Source organism: Lactiplantibacillus herbarum (assembly GCF_001039045.1).
GTDB lineage: Bacteria > Bacillota > Bacilli > Lactobacillales > Lactobacillaceae > Lactiplantibacillus > Lactiplantibacillus herbarum.
The window spans coordinates 44,663-67,775 of record NZ_LFEE01000021.1 but is presented as its reverse complement, the minus strand read 5'-3'; the positions used below and the strand labels follow the sequence as shown (position 1 = coordinate 67,775).

General features: G+C 44.0%; 20 protein-coding genes. 16 read left to right on the top strand and 4 right to left on the bottom strand.

From position 1 onward, the window contains the following. Positions 1-132: 132 nt before the first annotated feature. The 3 genes from ACG95_RS07795 to ACG95_RS07785 all read left to right on the top strand — a co-directional run bounded on the left by ACG95_RS07795 (position 133) and on the right by ACG95_RS07785 (position 3,173). Positions 133-1,098, top strand: a complete 966-nt coding sequence (locus ACG95_RS07795) for a ribose-phosphate diphosphokinase (RefSeq protein WP_048000001.1) — start codon at positions 133-135, stop codon at positions 1,096-1,098. Positions 1,099-1,433: 335 nt separating this feature from the next. Then, positions 1,434-2,807 (top strand): C40 family peptidase, encoded by a 1,374-nt coding sequence (locus ACG95_RS07790; RefSeq protein ID WP_048000000.1) that lies wholly within the window; start codon positions 1,434-1,436, stop codon positions 2,805-2,807. 162 nt (positions 2,808-2,969) lie between these two features. Next, a complete protein-coding gene (locus tag ACG95_RS07785; protein ID WP_047999999.1) occupies positions 2,970-3,173 on the top strand; it encodes a hypothetical protein in 204 nt (67 codons plus the stop codon). 49 nt (positions 3,174-3,222) lie between these two features. On the opposite strand, the gene ACG95_RS07780 is transcribed toward ACG95_RS07785, so the two are convergent. The 3 genes from ACG95_RS07780 to ACG95_RS07770 all read right to left on the bottom strand — a co-directional run bounded on the left by ACG95_RS07780 (position 3,223) and on the right by ACG95_RS07770 (position 6,137). Then, entirely contained in the window at positions 3,223-4,182 is a 960-nt protein-coding gene (locus ACG95_RS07780) for a diacylglycerol/lipid kinase family protein (RefSeq protein WP_047999998.1), read from the bottom strand. A gap of 63 nt (positions 4,183-4,245) precedes the next feature. Next, positions 4,246-5,922 (bottom strand): ribonuclease J1, encoded by a 1,677-nt coding sequence (rnjA, locus tag ACG95_RS07775; RefSeq protein WP_047999997.1) that lies wholly within the window; start codon positions 5,920-5,922, stop codon positions 4,246-4,248. Next, the gene (locus tag ACG95_RS07770) at positions 5,919-6,137 is read right to left on the bottom strand and encodes a DNA-directed RNA polymerase subunit epsilon (protein ID WP_047999996.1); all 219 of its coding nucleotides are present in this window, start codon (positions 6,135-6,137) and stop codon (positions 5,919-5,921) included. Before ACG95_RS07770 ends, rnjA begins: the two co-directional genes overlap by 4 nt. A 282-nt stretch (positions 6,138-6,419) precedes the next feature. Here ACG95_RS07770 and ACG95_RS07765 point away from each other — a divergent pair, with 282 nt between their 5' ends. Beyond that, positions 6,420-6,938 (top strand): hypothetical protein, encoded by a 519-nt coding sequence (locus ACG95_RS07765; RefSeq protein ID WP_047999995.1) that lies wholly within the window; start codon positions 6,420-6,422, stop codon positions 6,936-6,938. Positions 6,939-7,073: 135 nt separating this feature from the next. Here the strand turns inward: ACG95_RS07765 and def are convergent, their stop codons facing one another. Further along, positions 7,074-7,634 (bottom strand): peptide deformylase, encoded by a 561-nt coding sequence (def, locus tag ACG95_RS07760; protein ID WP_047999994.1) that lies wholly within the window; start codon positions 7,632-7,634, stop codon positions 7,074-7,076. Positions 7,635-7,920: 286 nt separating this feature from the next. Here def and pdhA point away from each other — a divergent pair, with 286 nt between their 5' ends. The 12 genes from pdhA to rsmD all read left to right on the top strand — a co-directional run bounded on the left by pdhA (position 7,921) and on the right by rsmD (position 23,113). After that, positions 7,921-9,033 (top strand): pyruvate dehydrogenase (acetyl-transferring) E1 component subunit alpha, encoded by a 1,113-nt coding sequence (pdhA, locus tag ACG95_RS07755; RefSeq protein ID WP_047999993.1) that lies wholly within the window; start codon positions 7,921-7,923, stop codon positions 9,031-9,033. A gap of 1 nt (position 9,034) precedes the next feature. Further along, complete coding sequence (locus ACG95_RS07750; RefSeq protein ID WP_047999992.1) at positions 9,035-10,012, top strand: alpha-ketoacid dehydrogenase subunit beta; 978 nt, start codon at positions 9,035-9,037, stop codon at positions 10,010-10,012. A gap of 57 nt (positions 10,013-10,069) precedes the next feature. Continuing rightward, positions 10,070-11,377 carry a 2-oxo acid dehydrogenase subunit E2 gene (locus tag ACG95_RS07745; RefSeq protein ID WP_047999991.1) on the top strand — a complete coding sequence of 436 codons (1,308 nt, stop codon included), beginning with the start codon at positions 10,070-10,072 and terminating at the stop codon, positions 11,375-11,377. 7 nt (positions 11,378-11,384) lie between these two features. Next, positions 11,385-12,797, top strand: a complete 1,413-nt coding sequence (gene lpdA, locus ACG95_RS07740) for a dihydrolipoyl dehydrogenase (RefSeq protein WP_047999990.1) — start codon at positions 11,385-11,387, stop codon at positions 12,795-12,797. A 374-nt stretch (positions 12,798-13,171) separates the two neighbouring features. After that, positions 13,172-14,104: a Rossmann-fold NAD(P)-binding domain-containing protein gene (locus tag ACG95_RS07735; RefSeq protein ID WP_047999989.1), complete on the top strand. Its 933-nt coding sequence runs from the start codon at positions 13,172-13,174 to the stop codon at positions 14,102-14,104. Beyond that, positions 14,094-14,381, top strand: a complete 288-nt coding sequence (locus tag ACG95_RS07730) for a UPF0223 family protein (protein WP_420324099.1) — start codon at positions 14,094-14,096, stop codon at positions 14,379-14,381. The genes ACG95_RS07735 and ACG95_RS07730 overlap by 11 nt, the downstream gene beginning before the upstream one ends. A gap of 15 nt (positions 14,382-14,396) precedes the next feature. Beyond that, on the top strand, positions 14,397-15,164 hold the full coding sequence (locus ACG95_RS07725) for an inositol monophosphatase family protein (RefSeq protein WP_420324098.1): 768 nt from the start codon (positions 14,397-14,399) through the stop codon (positions 15,162-15,164). A gap of 187 nt (positions 15,165-15,351) precedes the next feature. After that, on the top strand, positions 15,352-17,187 hold the full coding sequence (gene typA / locus ACG95_RS07720) for a translational GTPase TypA (protein ID WP_152668312.1): 1,836 nt from the start codon (positions 15,352-15,354) through the stop codon (positions 17,185-17,187). Between the two features lie 270 nt (positions 17,188-17,457). Further along, positions 17,458-18,624: an FtsW/RodA/SpoVE family cell cycle protein gene (locus tag ACG95_RS07715; RefSeq protein ID WP_047999985.1), complete on the top strand. Its 1,167-nt coding sequence runs from the start codon at positions 17,458-17,460 to the stop codon at positions 18,622-18,624. 31 nt (positions 18,625-18,655) lie between these two features. Further along, a complete protein-coding gene (locus tag ACG95_RS07710; RefSeq protein ID WP_047999984.1) occupies positions 18,656-22,087 on the top strand; it encodes a pyruvate carboxylase in 3,432 nt (1,143 codons plus the stop codon). Between the two features lie 150 nt (positions 22,088-22,237). Further along, positions 22,238-22,534, top strand: coding sequence for a YlbG family protein (locus ACG95_RS07705; protein WP_047999983.1), 297 nt, complete (start codon positions 22,238-22,240; stop codon positions 22,532-22,534). A 15-nt stretch (positions 22,535-22,549) separates the two neighbouring features. Then, positions 22,550-23,113 (top strand): 16S rRNA (guanine(966)-N(2))-methyltransferase RsmD, encoded by a 564-nt coding sequence (gene rsmD, locus ACG95_RS07700; RefSeq protein ID WP_047999982.1) that lies wholly within the window; start codon positions 22,550-22,552, stop codon positions 23,111-23,113.

Here is a 23,113-nt window from a genome sequence, read left to right as displayed (position 1 = left end):
AATGATTACCACGTACACGACTAAATATTAGGTGATTAATCACAGAAAATTAATTAGTGAGCAGTTTTTGAGCGTGGTAACTGCTATAATCAAGAGAGAGTAAAACATAAAACAACTTTGATGGAGGTCGTTATGTCAACAGACGAATCTTATGCCAAACTAAAACTATTTGCGTTAAATTCTAACTTACCTTTAGCGGAAAAAATTTCTCAGCGGGTTGGAATTCCTTTGGGGAAAAGTTCAGTTAGACGTTTTAGCGATGGTGAAATTCAAATTAACATTGAAGAAAGTATTCGTGGGGCGGAAGTATTTGTCATTCAATCAATTTCAGAACCAGTTAATGATACTATTCTAGAATTATTGATCATGATTGATGCGTTACGTCGAGCAAGTGCTAGCCAAATTAATGTGGTTATTCCTTACTATGGTTATTCCCGTCAGGATCGTAAGGCACGGTCACGTGAACCCATTACGGCTAAGTTAATTGCAACGTTGCTAGAAAAGGACCGAGCTAGCCGGGTCTTAACGGTTGACTTGCACGCTGCTCAGATCCAAGGCTTCTTTGATATTCCGGTCGATCATTTATACGCCGCACCTTTATTAGCAAGTTACTTCAAGGACCGTGGAATCACCGATAACTTGGTGGTCGTTTCACCGGATCATGCGGGTGTTTCACGAGCTCGTAAGATGGCAGAGTTATTAGGTGCACCGATTGCCATTATTGATAATCGCCATCCAGATGATGAAAATCAGATTCCAACTAGTATCATTGGTGATGTTAAGGGCAAAATTGCAATTGTGATCGATGATATGATCGATACTGGGACGCGTTTTGAAGTTTCAGCTGATGCCTTAGCACAGGCGGGTGCCGCAACGGGTTATGGTTGTGCAACGCATGCCATCTTTTCACAGGATGCACCACAGAAACTTCAGGATTCAAAGCTTGAAAAGGTAATTGTTACTGATACGATTCAGATTCCAGCGGACAAACATTTTGATAAGCTGGTTCAGTTATCAGTCGGGCCACTATTAGGTGACGCGATTAAGCTAATTCACGAACAACAACCGGTTGATGGTTTGTTTGATCCTCAACTTTAATCATAATCAACGAACTACCTAAGTAATTATTAGGGGTTCGTTTTTTTGTCGGTTGGCGAGGCACAACTGGGCGATTTGAGTACAACTAATCGTTTGTGCTAATCAAAAGATAACATTTTGTTTACACAGATGAATGCTGTATTACCGGCAATTTGTATTATTTTGGTGCTAGCAAGCTTTTTTCAAAAGAAACGAAGTGTTTTATAAAAAAATAAGTGATAATAGTTTGTAATGTGAAAAGTTGTGCTACAATAAAATTATGATTTGTAAAAGTCATTAAGGAATTCTTAATGTTATAGTTGCAATTTTATAATTTACTAAAGGAGTGAATTTAAATGTCACAAGCACATACAACGGGCAAGGTCCTAGCCGGTACGGTTGGTGCCGTTGGTTTATTGCTTGCTACAGGCCAAGCTGCCAATGCTGCCTCAGTAACTGTTAAAGCAAACGATACAGTTTGGGCGCTCGCTCAAGAACACGGTGTCTCCGTTAAAAGTATCGAAAAACTCAACCAAATCAAGGCATCTGATGCCAATGTTGATTTGATTTATGTCGGTCAAAAATTACAGGTTAGTGGTACTGCCACTAAGTCAGCAACCAAGAAGGTCACCGCTAAGGGTACATATACCGTTAAAGCCGGCGATTCGCTTTGGACACTCGCTGATCAATACAACACTTCAGTTCATGCTTTACAACAATTAAATGACCTATCTGGTGATTTGATCGTGGTTGGCCAGAATTTACAAGTGCCAAGCGCAACGACTAAGACGACTAGCAAGCAGAGCACGACTTCAACTGACGCAACGTCAGCTAGTGCAACAACGGCAACGTCAGCTGCCAGTTCATCAGCTAACAGACAGTCAACGTCAAGTAGTGCTACTGAAAGTACAAGTACGGTAAGTCAGGATGCCGTCAGTGCTAGCTCAGAAAGCAGTACGTCAGCTAGTTCAAGTTCTGCAGCAACCAGTGCCGTTTCTTCAACGGAAACTGTTAAAGCAGTGGCAACGAGTGCTAGTGTGACCAGCCAGGCTGCAACTACTGAAAGTACAGATCAAGTAAGTAGTTCAACTGTTACTAGCTCAGCCAGTCAAAGCAGTTCAGTAGCAAGTAGTTCAACTACGAGTTCAGTTAGCCAAAGTAGTTCAACGGCCAGCGTGGTTGCAACGAACGCTTCAACGAATAATACGACGGCAGCCACTAGTACGGCTAGTGTAAGCAGTTCAGCTGCTAGCTCGACAGCAACCAGTAGTGCTGCTCAAAGTAGTACGTCTACGAGTTCAGCTAGTCAAAGTAGCACTGCTACCACGAACAGCAGTAGTACCACAACTTCTACCACATCTGATTTGGCTACTGGTTCAGTGACTGGATTAGCATTGAAGCTGGCTAGTGCGAACATTCCTTACGTTTGGGGCGGTTCAAGTCTCTCAGGGATGGATTGTTCAGGTTTAGTTTCTTACGTTTACTCGCATGCGGCAGGAATTAGTTTGCCACACAGCACGATTGCGCAAGAATCTTACGTGACTACTCATTCTGTAGCCGACGCACAACCAGGGGATATCCTATTCTGGGGTGACCGTGGTTCAACTTATCATGATGCCATTTACATTGGTAACAACCAGTACGTTGCAGCACCAACTGAAGGTAAAAATGTTCAGGTCGAAACGATCAGTTCATACTTCATGCCTAGTTTTGCAGGTACGGTTAAATAAATGATCTTTTAAAGCAACCTAGATAACGTCGATGGCGTACTAGGTTGTTTTTTTCGCTATTTTTTGGCTTTTATGATTTAAACTTTTTTATAAATGTGGTATATTTAATTTGCCGTTTTTATCGGGGAATTTAAATTATATTGTTTTAAGGAAGTGTTATCAGTGAGTAATCGATTTGAGATCCTGAAAGAGTATCAGGAAGCCAATAGCGAGCTTGATCAGCTAAAGGTGCTAGAAACTCGACAACAGGATCGCTCACGCGTTGTGACCATTTACCCTCACCTAACAGAACGGGTCAGTCACTTGTCTAAAAAATGTGAGCAGCTTGACATGCTTCTGGAAGCAATTAATGCTTCTGAAGACTAACCAAATAAAAAACGTTCGGCCTCAAGGATAACTGAGGCCGAACGTTTTTTTAGTGGTGATCATGGATACTAGTGTCAATCCAGAATGGATAAGGGTGCGTTGATAGGTAGAGGTCGTAATTACGATTACCAATGATCTGGCCATCCATCTGACCTACTTCAACTGAATTAACTAGCAAGTGTAGGTTTGCAGTGCGATAGTGATGGACATAACGAGAATTGAGGTGGCGACCACCTAGTAATAGTAGTAAAAATAACCAGAGTACAATCCACCAGTGGGGTTCTTCTAAGACAATTAATTCTAATTGATCATCATGGAGATTGGCCCCGGGTAGAATCTTAACACCGCCACCAAAATAGGGGATGTTTGAAACTGTACATAGAAAGGCGTGACGATAATAATCACGTTTACGCCCAACGTGCACCGTTAATGGGAAGCCTTCTTGTTGGGAATAGGCGGCTAACGCATTACTGAGATAAGCCCAGCGACCAAAGCGGCCCTTGTGTTTACTACGGTTAGTGTCGTCAACAATCTGAGCATCAAAGCCTAAGCCAACGTTATTAACGAAGTAACGGTGCTCGTTTTTGAGTGTTTCATGATAATAGCCGACGTTTAACTCGCGGGCACGCATATTATTCAATACCTGTGCTAACGCGATGGTTGGGTCAGTTGCCATACCAAGTCCGCGTGCAAAATCATTACCAGAGCCACCGGGAATATAGGCTAGGGGAATCGGGTCATCTTGTGGGATCTGCATAACGCCGTTTAAAGCTTCGTTAAGCGTACCATCGCCACCGACAGCTAAGATGACCGGTGTAACGTTTGGTCGACGTTTGATCTGTTTAACATAATCTGCGGCGATGCGAATAGCATGACCAGCATACTCGGAAATACGGTATTCAAAATGAATTTGGCGTTGTTCGAGTATTGGTTTAATAGTTTCCCAAACTATCTTACCTTGGCCGGCACCAGCCAGGTTGTTAATAATAATGTAGTACTCAGCAATCAAATTTACACCTCTTATCGGTCTTATACCGCAAAAAGCCGGAACAAGGATCGTTCCGGCCAGTTGTTAATTCATAATTAGCATCGGTAAAATCATCGGGTGACGCTCAGTTTTATCAAATAAGAAACTCTGAAGATCATCGATAATCGCGTTGCGAATAGTTGCTTCACTGACTTTATCAGACTTCATCTTACGACGAATCGTGCGGAAAACGTGACGGCGGGCCTCATTGATGAGGTCTCCAGATTCACGCATGTAAACAAATCCACGTGATAAAATGTCAGGGCCAGCTTGAATTTCTTTCTTGTTTAAGTTGATGGTTGCAACCACCACCACTAGACCTTCTTCAGAAAGAACTTGGCGATCGCGTAAAACGACGTTACCAATATCACCGATACCGGAACCGTCAACGTAGACATCACCAGCACCAAAGTGACCGGCAACCCGAGCAGAATCCTTGGTAAAGGCTAAGACATCACCATTTTCAAGGATAAAGCTGTGGTCTAATGGTACGCCACACTGTTCAGCTAGTTCGGTATGAATCTTAAGCATCCGGTATTCACCATGAATAGGCATGAAGAATTTTGGCTTCATTAAGCGAAGCATGAGCTTTTGTTCTTCTTGGCCACCATGTCCAGAAGTATGGATGTTATTAACCTTACCATGGATAACATTAGCGCCAGCTTCTTCTAGTTCGTTGATCACGTGGTTAACGCTTAACGTGTTACCAGGGATTGGTGAACTAGAGAAGACGACTGTATCGCCGGGTTCCACTGAAATCTGACGGTGGGTACCGTTAGCAATTCGTGAAAGGGCAGCCATAGGTTCACCTTGTGAGCCGGTACATAGAATCATAACCTTGTTAGCTGGTAGTGAACGTAGATCATTGGCATCAATGATTGCTTCATCAGGAATGTCCAGGTAACCAAGTTCACGACCATTAACGATGGCTGCTTCCATACTACGACCAAAGACGGCAATCTTGCGGTGGTGTTCCAAGGCTACTTGAGCTGCTTCCTGAATCCGTGAGATATTCGAGGCGAAGGTGGCGAATATGATTCGTCCCTCAACTTGATCGAAAATCCGACGAATTGATTGGGCAACCCAACGTTCAGACTTAGTCCAGATAGGGCGTTCAGCGTTAGTACTATCAGACATCAATGCTAGTACACCACGTTCGCCTAAGTGCGCCATACGTTGTAGATTAGGCGGCTGGTTCGTAATTGGTGTCAGGTCGAACTTGTAATCCCCAGTCTCGACGATGGTACCAGGTGGGGTTTGCACGGCGATTCCTAATGTATCTGGAATTGAGTGGGTCGTTCTGAAGAACGAGACCCGGGTCTTCCGGAACTTTAAGATGGTGTCTTCGTTGATTTCGTGCAGTTCAGTTGTCTTTAATAACCCGTGCTCTTCCAACTTACCTTTAATTAAAGCTAAGGCAAGTGGGCCAGCATAGATCGGTACGTTGATCTGCTTCAATAGGAAGGGAATCCCACCAATGTGATCTTCGTGACCATGCGTAATCACTAAAGCTTTTATTTTTTGCTGGTTTGCAACTAGATAAGAATAATCTGGAATGACGTAATCGATTCCCAGTAATTCATCTTCTGGGAACTTGATGCCGGCATCAATCAAAATAATCTCATCTTGAAATTGGATACCATAAGTATTTTTCCCAATTTCTCCTAAACCGCCGACTGCAAAAACAGCGGTTTCGTTATTTTTAACGTTTAACCGTTTCATTTATTGAACTCCGTTAGGTGATACTCTGGATTTTGTTGTTCATAATCCAAGAAGTTACCGGCTAACGGTTCGATAAACTCAATGTTGTGATCAGTGTTATCTTCCACCAAGGTCCGCGCTGCAACTTCAGTATCTGCTTCGAGATATAGAGCTTGCGTCGTTTCACGTTGGGGGTTCCGTGCTTGGGTTTCTTGGTAATATACTTTGTAAATCATGTGTAAAACTCCCTTATAAAAAAGATTTATTTAGATGCGAACGATCTAAATAGATAGCAAAAATAAAAGTTTTTGTTCCGTACGCCAGGTTGTGTAAACACAACAATTATCTTACATTTTAGCATAATTTAGCGGAGGTGTATACAATGTTAACTTTCTTCAAAAGTGAAGCGGCCAAAAGGATTTTTTTTTAAGAAACATGCTATGCTAAATAAAAGTCAAAACACAAGAAAATTCCTAAAATTGTGAACGAATATACAAAAAAAGAATGGGTGATTGAACATGCAGACTTGGTTAACGATTATTGGTGGCCTATTAGTTGCCGTGATTATCTATGAAGTTATTCGTCGGCAAATCTTAAAACGAGCAGCGTTGAAGATCCGATTGACTGGTCAAAGAACGGCTGACAAAGCGATGCAAGCAGCATTTGCAGCCCTTGCAAGTACGATGACGGTGCACGAAGTTGATGGTGCAATTCATTCTGTTCCGGTTGCCAATGTGTGGGGGCGTGGAGTAATGGCGTTTGAATATGTTCTGGCTGTCCCAGGCATGACGGCGATTGATCTGCCAGAAGTCCGACGGCTGTTTAACAATCAGCTACAGCGCTATGCCGATCAACAGCAGATAGCGGCTTTTCAATCAGCAGGACCCGCATTACGGGTAACCGATGCTTGGTTACGTGATGGGCAGTTACACGTGGATATTGCCTATTTAATGAACGAGGCCACCTTAGAATATTTGAAAGATTTGCGACGGTTAGATCCAAGCACACACCAACAGAGCGAATCGTCGCATGATTGAATTTTTCGGCAATCAAATAGGCTTAGAATAAACTGCTTTTTAACGCAGGTTACAGCACTAATATGCTACCAATATAAAAAGCTACTTCAGAAGAGTTTAACTTTCTGAAGTAGCTTTTTTGAGTCTAACTTTTGGTTACGAGATTAAGATAAGGTCATCATCGGCTGCAAATGGGTCTTTAGCATCGATGTGGTCGTAGAAGAGGACCCCGTGTAGATGGTCAATCTCATGTTGGCAAACAATGGCTGGATAATTCTTTAAGCGAATTTTTTTCTGTTCGCCGGCCATATTATAGTAGCGTAACGTAATACGATCATGGCGAATCACGTAGCCAGAGATGTCACGGTCGACGGAGAGACAGCCTTCGCCTTCCGTCAGAGCACCCGGTTGAACGGAGTGGCTGACGATAACTGGATTGATAATGACATCTTTAAAGATTGGTTCATCACCATCGTTGTCACCAGGGACCAGTACGGCGGCCATCTGTTCGGACACGTCAACTTGCGGTGCGGCTAACCCAACACCGGCACGAAGACCGTATTTGTTAGCCAGTTCAGGGTCTTGGCTATTTTCTAAATATTCCATCATATCAGTGGCTAACTTCTGATCAGCTTCACTTAATGGAAACTTAACTTGTTTTGCTTCCGCGCGTAATGTGTGATTACCTTCGCGGATAATGTCGCGCATTTTAATCAATTTCAATTACCTCCAAAAACTTAGATCGCGCAGTTCACACTTAATATTAAGTTTAGCATAAGCGAGAATCAAAATGTAGCACTGCTTATGAAAAAAATGAAAACTAATTAATCGTCAAATGAAATTGTTCACAATCAATCTAACAAAAAAAGCCGACTGCACGCTATTTGGAAGGGCTTGCAAATGATATATAGCAATGGTAAATTAGACTTGTAATTATGAAAACGATTACGAACGTGGTGGTTAGCCATCCCGTTCGTACGTTCATGAAAGGGATGTGTCATTTATGGACAACGAAAAACCAATCGTTGATTTTAGTGCAATCCGTGATGCAATGGGAAAGAACTTTGAACCTGTACAGGTCATGGATGGCCAAGCTAAAGTAATTAAACCAGAAATTATTGCTAAATATTCAAATGAGCAGCTCGTTGATTTCTTTAAGCTGATGCTGTGGGAACGAACGTTACACCAACGTTCTAATGCATTAACTCGACAAGGACGACTAGGATTTTACGCGCCAACTGAAGGTCAGGAAGCTAGTGAGATGGGTAGTAACGCGGCCATGAAGAAGACCGACGTTTTGATGCCTGCTTACCGTGATATTCCTCAATTGATTCAACACGGGCTACCAGTTTACAAAGCTTTCTTGTGGTCACGGGGTCACGTGTTAGGAAATGAATATCCAGAAGATTTCCACGCAATGCCACCACAAATTATTATTGGTGCCCAGTATGTCCAAGCTGCCGGTGTTGCACTTGGGATTAAGAAGAATGGGACTGAAGATAAAGTTGCTTATACCTACACCGGTGATGGTGGGACGTCGCAAGGGGACTTTTATGAAGGGATGAACTTTGCTGGCGCGTTCCAAGCACCCGCAGTCTTCATCGTTCAAAATAATGGTTACGCAATCTCAGTTCCTCGACGTAAGCAAACGGCTGCGCGGACTCTGGCTCAAAAAGGGATTGCAGCTGGTATTCCAAGTATTCAAGTAGACGGGATGGACTTCTTAGCCGTTTATGAAGTTACTCAAGCAGCTCGTGAATACGCAGCAGCTGGTAATGGTCCCGTTCTAATTGAAACGTTGACTTATCGCTTTGGTCCACATACGAATGCGGGTGATGATCCTAAACGTTACCGGACTAAGGATGAAGAACAACCTTGGTTTGACAACGATCCACTCATCCGTTACCGCAAGTATTTGACGGATCAAGGTGCCTGGTCAGAAGATCAGGAAAATGAGTACATTGAACAAGTTAAAGAAGATATTAAAGCCGCCGTTAAACAAGCGGATGAAGCACCAAAGCAAAAAATGACCGAATTTTTGACGAATGTTTTTGAAGAACAACCACAAAACATCCAACAACAAATTACGGAATTCCAAGCAAAGGAGTCGAAGTAACATGTCAAAGAAAACGTATATTCAAGCGATTACGGATGCACTTCGATTAGAACTCGGGTCTGATGAAAAGACCTTAGTGTTCGGGGAAGACGTTGGTAAAAACGGTGGGGTCTTTCGGGCAACCGATGGCCTGCAAGCTGAATTTGGTGAAGACCGTGTTTTCGATACACCTTTAGCAGAATCTGGAATCGGTGGTTTGTCAATTGGACTTGCATTGGAAGGTTTTCGACCAGTGCCAGAAATTCAATTCTTAGGTTTCATTTTTGAGACGATGGATTCGATTGCTGGTCAAATGTCACGGGAACGGTTCCGTACGGCTGGAACTCGGCATATGCCAATCACGATTCGCTCACCATATGGTGGTGGGACGCATACACCAGAAATGCACGCGGATTCACTTGAAGGTTACTTGGCACAGATTCCGGGTCTCCGGGTTGTCACGCCATCTAATCCTTACGATGCGAAGGGCTTATTGATTTCTTCGATTCGTAATAATGATCCGGTCTTTTTCTTAGAAAACTTGAAATTGTACCGTTCAATGAAGGCTGATATTCCAGATGAAGCCTACACTGTTCCGTTAGATCAAGCGAATGTGGTTCGTGAAGGAACCGATATTTCATTAATTGCGTACAGTGCCCAAGTTAACCAATCCTTAAAAGTAGCGGAAAAGCTTGAAAAAGAAGGTATTTCCGTTGAAGTGATCGATTTACGGACAATCTCACCTTTAGATGAAACAACGATTTTAAAGTCAGTTCAAAAGACTGGCCGGGCCGTAGCGATTCAAGAAGCTCAGCGTCAAGCCGGAATTGCGGCTAACGTAGCGGCCTTGATTGCAGAAAAGGGCGCTTTATATCTGAGTGCTCCGGTTGGACGGGTCTATGCACCTGATACGGTATATCCGTTCGGACTAGCCGAAGATGATTGGCTACCTGCTGAAGATGAAATTGAAGCTAAAACCCGTGAAATTTTGAACTATTAGTTCAACCGCGGGATCGAAAAACAGTCACCAGCGACTGTCATGAAAGGAAGATATCCAATGGCTTACGAGTTTAAATTACCAGAGCTTGGTGAAGGCCTTGAAGAAGGCGAAATTGCATCATGGCTCGTAAAACCGGGCGATGAGATCAAAGAAGACGATTCGCTAGTTGAAATTCAAAATGATAAGTCAGTCGAAGAATTGCCATCGCCAGTGAGTGGTAAGATTATTAATATTTTAATCCCAGAAGGTGAAACGGCTAAAATCGGTGATGTACTTGTCACGATTGATGATGGTACTGGAGACAGTGTACCAGCGCCAGCAGAATCAGCAGTACCAGAAACGGCTACTACTGCTGCCCCCGAAACGAAGCAGCCTGAGGCACCAACTCAACCAACAGGAACGCCCGCTGCGGGTGATCCTAATAAACGGGTCTTAGCGATGCCATCTGTCCGTCAATATGCTCGTGATAAGGATATTGATATTACATTGGTTACTCCAACTGGGACACACGGCCAAATTACGAAACACGATATTGACAACTTTACGGGTGCACCAACTGCTACTGGTGAAAAACCGGTTGCAGCGTCAGTTGCTACGACATCAGCGGCACAGGTAGAATCAGCACCAACGCCGGTTAAACCATACGTTTCAGCGACACCAGAATTAGAGACGCGTGAAAAGATGACGCCGATTCGCAAGGCCATTTCTAAAGCGATGGTCAACAGTAAGCACACCGCACCACACGTCACGTTGTTTGATGAAGTTGAAGTCAGTGCCTTAATGGCTCACCGCAAGAAGTACAAGCAGGTTGCGTTAGATCGTGATATTCACTTGACCTTCCTACCGTATATTGTGAAAGCGCTTGTTGCGGTATTACAACAGTTCCCAGAACTGAATGCTTCCGTTGATGAGGCTAACCAAGAGATTGTGTACAAACACTATTTCAATATTGGGATTGCTACCGATACGGATCGGGGCTTGTTAGTACCAAATGTTAAAAATGCGGAAGGCAAAGGCTTGTTTGCTATTGCCAAGGAAATCACTGACAACACTCAAAAAGCTTACGATGGCAAATTGAAAGCTAATGAGATGAGTGGTGGGTCCATTACCATTAGTAATATTGGTTCAATCGGTGGTGGCTGGTTTACACCAGTTATCAATCAACCTGAAGTCGCCATTTTAGGTGTCGGTCGGATCGGTAAGGAACCATACGTCAATGATGATGACGAAATTGTAGTTGGCAGGATGCAAAAATTGTCATTGAGTTTTGATCACCGTTTAATCGATGGTGCAACGGCTCAACGTGCAATGAATTTATTAAAACAATTATTACATGATCCAGAATTACTTTTGATGGAAGGGTGAGGTCGGAATGGTTGTAGGAGATTTTGCTGAAGAACGCAATACGATGATTATCGGCGCGGGCCCTGGTGGCTACGTGGCTGCAATTCGGGCCGCCGAACTTGGTCAAAAAGTTACCATCGTTGAACAGGAACATATTGGTGGGGTTTGTCTGAACGTTGGTTGTATTCCTTCAAAGGCTTTGATTAGTGCGGGGCACCGTTTACAAGAAACTAAGGACAGTAAGATCTTTGGCATTAAAAATATCCAGGATCCTGTTCTTGATTTCAAGGTGACTCAAGACTGGAAGGACCATCAAGTTGTTGATCGTTTAACCGGTGGGGTTGAGATGTTACTCAAGAAGCACAAGGTCGAAATTGTGCGTGGTGAAGCCTATATGCATGACAACCATACGTTACGCGTAATGAATGGTGATCATACTGGGCAGACTTATAAGTTTGAACATCTGATTATTGCAACCGGTTCCCGTCCCGTGGAAATTCCTGGCTTTAAGTTTCAGGGTAGAGTTGTGGATTCAACGGGTGGATTGAACTTGCCAGAAGTACCGAAAGAATTAGTCGTCATCGGTGGTGGCTATATTGGTTCTGAATTAGCTGGTGCCTACGCTAACTTAGGGGCTCACGTCACCATTCTTGAAGGAACGCCGCAGATTTTACCAAACTTTGAAAAAGATATGGTCAAACTTGTCTTGGATAACTTTAAGCAGAAGGGGGTCACCGTAATCACTAATGCGATGGCCAAGAATTCTGAACAGGACGATAGTGGTGTTACCGTCACTTATGCTGTGGATGGTAATGAAAAAGAAATTCACGCAGACTATGTCATGGTTACGGTTGGTCGGCGTCCTAACACTGATGATATGGGACTTGAATATACTGACGTTACGTTAACAAAACGTGGCTTGATTGAAGTTGATAATCAGGGACGGACAGCAGCCTCTGATATCTTCGCAATTGGCGATATTGTTGCGGGACCTGCTTTGGCACACAAAGCGTTTGCTGAAGGCAAAGTTGCAGCTGGTGCCATCAGTGGTAAGAAGACGGCTAACGACTATGTCTCGGTACCAGCAGTTTGTTTTACAGATCCAGAGCTGGCAACGGTCGGCATGACTAAAGCTGAGGCTGAAAAAGCTGGCTTACAAGTCAAAACGTCGAAGTTCCCGTTTGCGGGTAATGGTCGCGCGATTTCTTTGAACTCAATGGAAGGTTTCTTCCGCTTAGTAACGACTAAGGATGAGGGAACCGTTGTGGGTGCTCAAATTGCGGGTCCTGGTGCTAGTGACCTGATTTCAGAATTAAGTGTCGCAGTTAACGGTGGCTTGAATGCCGAAGACCTTGCATTAACAATTCATCCACACCCAACGTTGGGTGAAGTCGTGCAGGAAGCTGCTGATGAAGCACTTGGTTTTCCAACTCATATTTAATGAGAGTAGGACAAACGGTGGGAGCGGCCTTTTGTCACATGTTTCGACTGTAAATATTTGGAGATGAAAACGAGTTTTGCTTTTATCCCAAACGCATTAAATATTTAGAAATAAGAAATAAAAGTTTGGGACGTTTGTTCCAAACTTTTATTTTACATAATCGTGAAAATAACAATGGCAGACGTAACTTAGTCATGAGTGTTTGGAAAGTAACGGATTTATTAGCTGTAGCTCCTGGTGAAACTGGGAAGATGTTTAGCGTTGAGCAGTGTTTTGTTAGCAGCAAATGTTACAAAAGGGTAAGCTTTTTATTAACCTTTACTTGAATTCATTGACAGCTCAGGTACAATTATTACGAAGGTTGGAGGGATTTTATGACCAATACAGTGATTATTCGGGGACTATTCGAATTCGTACAACAATTAATTCTAGTTGCAATTGCGAAGGATTTACCAATTAATTTAGTGGTTGCTACTGATACTGACGAAGCACCACGTTACCAAGCATTAGTTGCGGCCAGTTTAACTTGTCGTGAATTTACGTTGGTGGCCCAGTCTAAACCAGACTATTCACAAGCTGACAGTTTGATCATTGGTAATTTAGTACCACTGGCAGCTGATCGGGATGCAGTTGGCGATTTGAAAGCGACCTTACCATTATTTCGGACGTTTGTGAATGCGGCGATGGGGGCTGGATTCAATGGTAAATTAGTTCTAGCCGGCAGTAACGATGCTGTTTTGAGCGTCTTAGCTGCCCGATTTAGTGGTGTCGATCATAACAAGGTTATTGGTCTGGGGACGCTATCACAGAGTCGGCTATTGGAACAATTGTTACGTCGTCAATTGAGCGTTGGTCCAGCCGATGTACGGGCATTTGTCGTTGGAACGGCGCAGGAACATCTGATTTCTTGGAGTCGTTCATACATTGGCCCGGCGCCAGTAATGACCTATCTCGCCAATCAGGACATTAGTTTTGGGATGGATGAGATGAGTGCTGCAACTGATGAAGTTGATGATCCAGCAATTGTTACCAATCAGACGCTGAATGTGTTAGCATTGGTACAAATATTGAACGCATTTTACGCACAAGCGCCATTTATCGGTACGGTAACCAATGTTCAAACGTTGGTCGATGATCAGCTGGTTGGGTTGTCTTCACCCGTTTTAATTAGTGCGAATGGTATCAAACGGATGGCCGATATGGTGTTATCTGATGAAGAACAAAAAGAATATGTCGAGATTGCGGATCAGGTTCATGATGAGCTGGAACGGGTCGCGGCTGGGGAGTTTGATGACGATGGCGAATAATAATGAAAATTATCAATATCCGTTGGACGAAACGTGGACAACGGATGAAATTATTAAGGTGACGAGCTTTTATCAGCAGATTGAAGCGGCCAATGAAAGCACGGTTGCAACGGCTGATTTATTAGATGCTTACCGAGCATTTAAGACGGTGGTTGCGGGTAAGTCTGAAGAAAAACGGTTGTCACGCGATTATGAAGCTGCATCGGGTTACAGTATTTATCATACGATGAAGGATGCACAAGCAACTAACAAGGCCCGCTTTCAATACCGAGACTAGGTGATTAACTTGCAAATGAAGGATCTTGAACAATTAAATCAGGCGATGCAAGCAGTTATGCAAGCTGCCCGGGCGCAAGTGTTAGCGAAGATGGGCTCACAGTTAACGGTGGCTGAAAAAACCAGTCGCCGTGATTTAGTGACCAATGTTGATCATAGCAATGAAGATTTTTTGGTACACGAAATTCGGTCATTAGATCCAGCTGCTCACATTTTAGCTGAAGAGGGCACTGGTGATCAGGTGGCTTCAATGCAAGGGCATGTCTGGATTGTTGATCCAATTGATGGCACCATGAACTTTGTCCATCAGCGGAACCACTTCGCGATGATGGTTGGGCTCTACATTGATGGTGAGCCAACGTTGGGCTACATCTATGATGTAATGGCTGAAAAGTTATATGCTGGTGGGCCACAGGTCGGGGTGACACTTAATGGCAAGCCGTTAAAGGCACCCGCTGATTTAGATTTGTCCGAAGGGCTATTTGGAGCCAGCTCGCCGTTGCTGATTAACGACCGTTTTCACATGCAACAGATCACAACCATCAGTTTAGGACCCCGAATTATGGGAAGTGCTGGTATTCAGATCAGCCAAGTGTTAGCTGGGGAACTGGTAGGCTACTTGTCTTATCTGCGACCGTGGGATTTTGCGGCCGGTCGGGTACTTGCTGAAAGTTTAGGTCTAGTTGTGTCGCAAGTTGACGGCAGGCCGGTTGATATGTTATCATCGGGTGCTGTACTGATAGCGACAAAACGTGCGCAAAGCACGATTTTAGCAATTAGCTAAGTATTGGGACTGTGACCCCATACGTCGCAGTTTTTTTATGCCACTGGATGAAAGCCAGTGAAAACGCCAGCACGAGCGCTTTAGGTCGAATTAATGACTTGCTAGTAACGGTGGTTTGTATTAATATATGTAAGATTTCTGCTGTTGAAAACAGTAAGAATTTGGAAGAATGAAAGGAAGATCAATTTTGAAATTTAGAGATGATATCCGTAACATTGCCATTATTGCCCATGTTGACCACGGTAAAACAACGCTGGTTAACGAAATGCTTAAGCAATCGGATACCTTAGATGAACACGTCCAACTTGATGATCGTGCCATGGATACCAATGCCATTGAAAAGGAACGTGGTATCACGATCCTTTCTAAGAACACGGCCGTACGTTACGGCGACAAACAAATCAACATCTTGGATACTCCAGGACATGCCGATTTCGGTGGTGAAGTGGAACGTATCATGCGCATGGTTGACGGTGTCTTGTTAGTCGTTGATGCATTAGAAGGTACGATGCCACAAACTCGATTTGTTTTGAAGAAAGCTTTGGAACAACATTTAACACCAATCGTAGTTATCAACAAGATTGACCGCCCAGGTTCTCGTCCTGAAGAAGTTGTGGACGAAGTCTTAGACTTATTCATCGAATTAGGTGCGGACGAATCTCAATTGGACTTCCCAGTTGTTTACGCTTCAGCGTTAAACGGGACTTCAAGCTACGAATCAGATCCTGCTAAGCAGGAACACACGATGGTACCCGTCTTTGACACCATCTTAAAGACGATTCCATCACCAATTGACAACTCAGAAGAACCATTACAATTCCAAGTTGCCATGCTTGATTACAACGATTACGTTGGTCGCGTTGGGATTGGCCGTGTCTTCCGTGGGACTATCAAAGTTGGTGACAGTGTTTCTGTCATGAAACTTGATGGGACTAAGAAGAACTATCGAGTAACTAAGTTATTTGGGTTCTTCGGTTTACAACGTTTGGAAATCAACGAAGCCAAAGCTGGTGACTTGATTGCCGTTTCTGGGATGGAAGACATCAACGTTGGTGAAACGGTTGCTGACTCAGCAACACCAGAAGCTTTACCAATCTTACGGATTGACGAACCAACCTTACAAATGACCTTCGGGACCAACACTTCACCATTTGCTGGTCAAGATGGGAAATTTGTTACGGCGCGTCAATTGGAACTTCGTTTGAAGGCTGAATTGGAAACCGACGTTTCATTACGGGTTGACGATACTGACTTACCAGGTTCATGGGTCGTTTCTGGTCGTGGAGAATTGCATTTGTCTATCTTAATCGAAACGTTACGGCGTGAAGGTTACGAAATTCAAGCATCTCGTCCAGAAGTTATCTATCGTGATGTTGATGGTGAACGCTGCGAACCATTCGAATCAGTTCAGATTGATACCCCTGAAGAATATACAGGTTCTATTATCGATACGTTATCACAACGTAAAGGTGAAATGACGAGCAGGGAAAGTACTGGGAATAACCAAACTCGGTTAACCTTTACTGCACCTTCACGTGGTTTGATCGGTTACTCAACTGAATTCTTATCATTAACACGTGGTTACGGAATTATGAACCATACCTTCTCTAAGTACATGCCAGTTATCAAGAACTGGAACCCAGGTCGTCGCAAGGGGACTTTGGTTTCAATCAACGCTGGTAAGGTTACGACTTATGCAATCATGGCTGTTCAAGATCGTGGGACGGTCTTCACTGATGCCGGTACTGAAGTTTACGAAGGTATGATTGTCGGTGAAAATAGCCGTGAAAATGATATCTCTGTAAATATCACACGTGGACGTAACCAAACCAACGTCCGTGCCGCTGGTTCTGAAGATATTGCGAAGGTTAAGAGCCCTCGTAAGATGTCATTGGAAGAATCATTGGAATTCATTAATGAAGATGAATACTGTGAAATTACGCCAAATTATGTTCGTTTACGGAAGCAGATTTTAAACACTGGTCTTCGTGAAAAAGAAGCTAAGAAGCGTAAGAGAAACTAAGCGTTAAATAATTAATAAAGAAGCTCGGCCATTTAATTGGTCGAGCTTTTTTGCTGTTAGCAGTAGTAAGCAAGGTTTGTTGTCACACTGTTTTGTTAGCTTTAGTAATTAACAATGCCTGATATTGCTAAAACCTATAAAAAATCATCAAATTAATCGCTGCGGTCGTTGTGTTAAAACGGACTATGCTATAATTGTTGCAAGTAATAGTTCGCATTATGAGAAAACGTAATGTTGAACGGAAGTTATTGATAGGTGGGATTTAAGCTCATGTGGAAAAAGCTACACTATATGGACTATGGACTACTGGTTCCATACTTGATTATCAGCGGAATTGGGGTCGTCATGGTTTATTCATCGAGTTCGTACGTGGCTGCGCAGAACGGTATTACGCCCACCGGTTACTTAATCAAACAGTTAATCTGGGTGGTACTAGGAATCTTTATCACGCTGACCTGTATGAACTTAAAGATTGCCTACTTCAAGCAAACTAAACTTTTAGGGACCTTGGGGTTTGCGATGCTAATTGTTTTAGTTGGGTTGCGCTTAGTTGGACAATCCATTAACGGTGCGGCTGGCTGGATTATCTTAGGTCCGGTTTCGATTCAACCCGCCGAGTTCTGTAAGTTTTATTTAATTATTTACTTAGCGTCAATCATTGCGCAACGGGAAGCTCATTTTGGCGTTGCACGTTTTAGTGAACTTGGGTCCCAGTTCGTTATGTTGTTCGCAATGATCTTCTTAATCTTTATCCAACCGGACTTAGGTGGGGCGACGATTAACTTGGCAATTGCGGCCGTAATCTTGTTTGCAAGTGGGATTCCTTACTTTGTAGGGGTCGGTACGTTTGCAGGTGCCGTAGCCGCATTTGAATGGGTGCTGGTACCGTTAATGAGTCGGTTACCACAAAGTGTTCTCAATAATTCGTACCAATTACGACGTTTTCTAGGGTTCTTGAATCCATTTAAGACGGCGTCTGGTGCTGGTACGCAGCTCGTTAATTCCTACTATGCCATTTCCAATGGTGGGTTAACGGGGGTTGGTATTGGGAATAGTTTACAAAAACGTGGTTATTTACCAGAACCCAATACCGACTTCATCATGTCGATTACTGCGGAAGAGCTTGGCCTGATTGGGGTCTTGCTGATCATGGGGCTATTATTAGTAATGGTCATCCGTATGATTTACATCGGTGTGCGTTCTAATAATACGTTCAATACCTTAGTTTGTTACGGGGTGGCCGCTTACTTGACCATCCAAGCATTTATTAATGTTGGGGGGATCGTCGGTTTAATCCCGATTACCGGGGTGACGTTCCCATTCATGAGTTATGGTGGTTCCAGTATGATGGTATTGACCCTTTCCCTAGGTCTGGTGTTGAATATTAGCGCCTTAGAGAAAATGGATCGGCTCAATACGGTTCGGCAGGCAGGTTAAAACGATCTTATTTGGGAATGAGGGGGTTTTAGTGAAAAGAGTATTAATTGCTAACCGTGGTGAAATTGCCACGCGGGTCATTCGTGCTTGTCATGAACTAGGCATGCAAACTATTGCGATCTATGCCAAAGAAGATGAATTTTCAGTTCACCGCTTTAAAGCTGATGAAGCGTATCTTGTGGGTGAAGGTAAGGCACCAATTGCTGCCTACCTTGATATTGAAGATATTATTCGAATCGCTAAGGAGAATCACGTTGATGCGATTCATCCTGGCTACGGTTTCTTGTCTGAAAATGCGACCTTTGCACGGCGGATTGCTGAAGAAGGCATGACGTTTGTCGGACCAAAACCGGAGCACTTAGAGATGTTTGGCGATAAGATTACGGCCAAACAAGTTGCTCAAGATGCTGGTGTTCAGACGATTCCTAGTACGCTACATCCGGTCACTAGTTTGAATGAAGCCCTTCAATTCACACAACAGTACGGTTTCCCAATCATGATTAAAGCTGCGATGGGTGGCGGTGGTCGGGGCATGCGCATCGTTCACGAAGCTTCTGAACTACAAGAAGCTTTTGACCGAGCACGTTCTGAAGCGATGCAATCCTTCGGCGATGATGAGATCTACTTAGAAAAATTTATTGCTAATCCTAAACACATTGAAGTTCAGATTTTAGGTGACTCCCACGGAAATGTGATGCACTTATTCGAACGTGATTGTTCAGTCCAACGACGTAACCAAAAGGTAATTGAAATCGCACCAGCGGTATCGTTACCAGCTGAATTACGGCAAAAAATTTGTGATGCTGCTGTCGACTTAATGAAGAGTGTCGACTATGTCAATGCGGCAACGGTGGAATTCTTAGTTGAGGGTGACCAGTTCTATTTCATGGAAGTTAATCCACGGGTTCAAGTAGAACACACGATTACTGAAATGATTACGGAAGTTGATATTGTGCACGCTCAGTTGAAGATTGCGATGGGTGGCGATCTGTTTGAAGACCTACACCTACCACACCAAGATGAGTTAACGTACAAAGGTGCGGCGATCCAATGTCGAGTGACAACTGAAGATCCGGCTAATAACTTTATGCCTGATACTGGCTTGATCGAAACTTACCGCTCACCAGGTGGTAACGGTGTACGGTTGGATGCTGGGAATACTTATTCTGGCGCAATTGTGACGCCGTACTTTGATTCACTGTTGGTAAAGGCCTGCGTGGCAGCCAGCAGCTTTAAAGACGCCGTGCATAAAATGCGGCGGGTCTTAGTTGGGTTTGATATTCGCGGTGTTAAGACGAACATTCCGTTCATGCTCAATGTGATTGATGATCCAACTTTCCAGGCGGGCAAAGCCAGCACGCGTTTTATTGATCAGAATCCTGAACTCTTTAAATTCCATGATAAGTCACAACGTGAGGGCCAGATGATCAAGTATATCGGTAACGTCACGGTCAATGGTTTTGCCGACGTTGCTCAACATGCCAAAAAATACTATCCAGACATCGCGTTCAACGATGACTTTCAACCGCTCAGCAAGCAAATTGTGACGGCCAAGGATATCCTGGATGCTCAGGGGACTACGGGACTTCAGAGCTGGTTGTTGGACCAAAAACAAGTCTTGTTGACGGATACGACGATGCGGGATGCACATCAGAGTCTGTTTGCGACCCGGATGCGGACCAAGGATATGCTGGCGGTTGCTGAAGCGTCACAAAAGGCGTTGCCACAATTATTCTCGTATGAGATGTGGGGTGGCGCGACCTTCGACGTTGCTTACCGCTTCCTGAACGAAAATCCATGGAATCGTTTGAAGAAATTACGACAAGCAATGCCGCGGACTTTACTACAAATGTTATTCCGAGGTTCTAATGCGGTCGGTTATCAGAATTATCCTGATAATGTGATTCGTGAATTTATTTTAGAAGCTGCTAAGAGTGGTATCGACGTTTTCCGGGTCTTTGATAGCTTGAACTGGATTCCACAAATGGAGAAGAGTATTCAGGCCGTTAAGGAAACGGGTAAAATTGCGGAAGCTACGATCTGTTATACGGGCGATATTATGGATCCAAATCGTCAAAAGTATGATTTGGCCTATTACCGTCAATTGGCACTTGATCTGCAGTCAACTGGTGCGGATATTATTGCTATCAAGGATATGGCGGGGATCTTGAAGCCAGAAGCGGCTTACGAACTAGTCGCTACTTTGAAGGATACGTTGGATATTCCAGTGCACTTGCATACCCATGATACGACGGGTAACGGAATCTTTACGTATGCACGAGCAGTGGCAGCCGGCGTCGATGTGGTCGACGTGGCAGCTAGTGCGCTATCAGGAACGACGAGTCAACCATCGATGAGTTCCCTGTACTACGCATTAGCACATAACGATCGGCAACCGGACGTGGATATCAACCATGTCGAAGCGATTAATCGGTACTGGCAAGGAATTCGGCCATATTACCAAGACTTCTCTAACGGAATGACTGGTCCACAAACGGATATTTATCAGACCCAGATGCCTGGTGGCCAGTATTCAAACTTGCAACAACAAGCTAGAGCAGTCGGCTTAGGTGATCGTTGGGAAGAAGTTAAGGCGATGTACGCGACCGTTAATGAGATGTTCGGCGATATTATTAAAGTAACGCCAAGCTCAAAAGTGGTCGGTGACATGGCGCTATTCATGGTGGAGAATCACCTGACGCCAGATGACGTTTACGATCACGGGCAGAAGTTAGATTTCCCAGCATCCGTCATCAACTTCTTTGCGGGTAACCTAGGACAACCCGTTGGTGGCTTCCCTGAGAAGTTACAACAGATCATTCTCAAAGATCACTCGGCATTGACGGTACGGCCAGGTAGTTTGGCAAAACCGGCTGATTTTGAGGCGGTCAAGGCAGAATTAACGGCCAAATTAGGTCATGAGGCTAGTCATCAAGAAGTCCTCAGTTATATTCTGTATCCGAAGGTCTTCATGGACTACTATGCAAGCCATCAACGTTATGGTCACATTTCATTACTAGATACACCAACTTTCTTCCAAGGGATGCGGTTAGGTGAAACGGTCAACGTTGAACTTGCTAAGGGTAAGATGATGATCGTTAAGCTTAACCAGATCAGTGATCCGGACGTTGACGGGGTACGAACACTGTACTTTAGTATCAATGGTCAGAACCAAGAGACCACAATCAAGGACAATGCGATTCATCAATCAGCCACTGGGACGCGCAAAGCGGAACCAACTAATGAAAATGAAGTTGGGGCAACCATGAGTGGTTCGGTTCTGAAACTCTTAGTTAAGAAGGGTCAGACCGTTAAGAAGGGTGAACCGTTATTGGTCACTGAAGCAATGAAGATGGAAACGACGATTCAAGCACCGGAAGACGGTGTGATTGAACACGTCTACGTTAGTGCTGGTGATGTCATTCAGACGGATGATTTATTGCTTGAAATAACACCAAAATAGGTTAATTAGGGAACCACTGACGTATTGATTGTTAGTGGTTCTTTTTATGAGAATAATTTACTTTGAGAAAGTAGCAAGTTCTTAGTTGACGAAATTGTGAATCTAGCCTAACATTTAAACAAGCTACTCCAGTATAAGAGGTGACATTCGATGGATTTTACAGTAAAACCCCGCCGGTCGTTGATCGTGTACATGCACTCGATGAAACAGGTCCGGCAATTAAAGCGATTTGGTCTAGTTCAGTACCAATCGCATAAGGAACATTACGTGGTGCTCTACATGGATGAGAGTCAAGTACCAGCGGCCACGGCTAGAATTAACAAATTAAATTTCGTTCGGAAGGTTGAGCCATCATACCGGCCCGACGTTGCGATGAACTTTGGTGAACGGGTGGATAAGGGCTTTTTTAACCCTGAAACTACCGGTGCACCGGATGATGAAGATTAAGTTGGTGAAGATGAGATGCGAATTGTAGCAGGAGATTTTGGCGGACGCCGGTTAAAGGCAGTTCCCGGTATGCAGACGCGGCCTACGACGGATAAAGTCAAGGAAGCAGTTTTCAATATTATTGGTCCTTACTTTGATGGCGGTCAGTCGTTAGATTTATTTGCCGGAAGTGGCGGTCTCAGTATCGAGGCAGTCTCACGCGGTATTGATCGGGCTGTCTTGATTGATCGGCAGTATCAAGCAATCAAGACGATCCAAGATAACATCACGGTTACCAAGGCTGCAGAACGCTTTGATGTTATCAAAGGTGACGCTCAACGGGTCCTGGAACGACTAGTAACGCAGCAGGAACGGTTTGATCTACTCTTTTTAGACCCACCGTACGCTAAGCAGCAGATCGTCAAGGATATTCAGCGCTGTGATGAGTTGCAGCTGCTCAACCCGGGTTGTCGAGTGATCTGTGAAACGGATATGAATGCTGATTTACCTGACGACTTACCAGGATTTAAGTTGATTCGGCGTCAAGATTATGGCATCACGGTGATTACCATTTATCAAAAAACAGCCGTGGAGGTGTAG

Coding starts and splice junctions, on each gene's coding strand:
- ACG95_RS07745 (WP_047999991.1), top strand. CDS start 10,070: ATGGCTTACGAGTTTAAATTACCAGAGCTTGGTGAAGGCCTTGAAGAA.
- ACG95_RS07765 (WP_047999995.1), top strand. CDS start 6,420: ATGCAGACTTGGTTAACGATTATTGGTGGCCTATTAGTTGCCGTGATT.
- rsmD (WP_047999982.1), top strand. CDS start 22,550: ATGCGAATTGTAGCAGGAGATTTTGGCGGACGCCGGTTAAAGGCAGTT.
- ACG95_RS07735 (WP_047999989.1), top strand. CDS start 13,172: ATGACCAATACAGTGATTATTCGGGGACTATTCGAATTCGTACAACAA.
- ACG95_RS07770 (WP_047999996.1), bottom strand. CDS start 6,137: ATGATTTACAAAGTATATTACCAAGAAACCCAAGCACGGAACCCCCAA.
- pdhA (WP_047999993.1), top strand. CDS start 7,921: ATGGACAACGAAAAACCAATCGTTGATTTTAGTGCAATCCGTGATGCA.
- ACG95_RS07795 (WP_048000001.1), top strand. CDS start 133: ATGTCAACAGACGAATCTTATGCCAAACTAAAACTATTTGCGTTAAAT.
- ACG95_RS07730 (WP_420324099.1), top strand. CDS start 14,094: ATGGCGAATAATAATGAAAATTATCAATATCCGTTGGACGAAACGTGG.
- lpdA (WP_047999990.1), top strand. CDS start 11,385: ATGGTTGTAGGAGATTTTGCTGAAGAACGCAATACGATGATTATCGGC.
- ACG95_RS07725 (WP_420324098.1), top strand. CDS start 14,397: ATGAAGGATCTTGAACAATTAAATCAGGCGATGCAAGCAGTTATGCAA.
- rnjA (WP_047999997.1), bottom strand. CDS start 5,922: ATGAAACGGTTAAACGTTAAAAATAACGAAACCGCTGTTTTTGCAGTC.
- ACG95_RS07790 (WP_048000000.1), top strand. CDS start 1,434: ATGTCACAAGCACATACAACGGGCAAGGTCCTAGCCGGTACGGTTGGT.
- ACG95_RS07750 (WP_047999992.1), top strand. CDS start 9,035: ATGTCAAAGAAAACGTATATTCAAGCGATTACGGATGCACTTCGATTA.
- ACG95_RS07705 (WP_047999983.1), top strand. CDS start 22,238: ATGGATTTTACAGTAAAACCCCGCCGGTCGTTGATCGTGTACATGCAC.
- ACG95_RS07715 (WP_047999985.1), top strand. CDS start 17,458: ATGTGGAAAAAGCTACACTATATGGACTATGGACTACTGGTTCCATAC.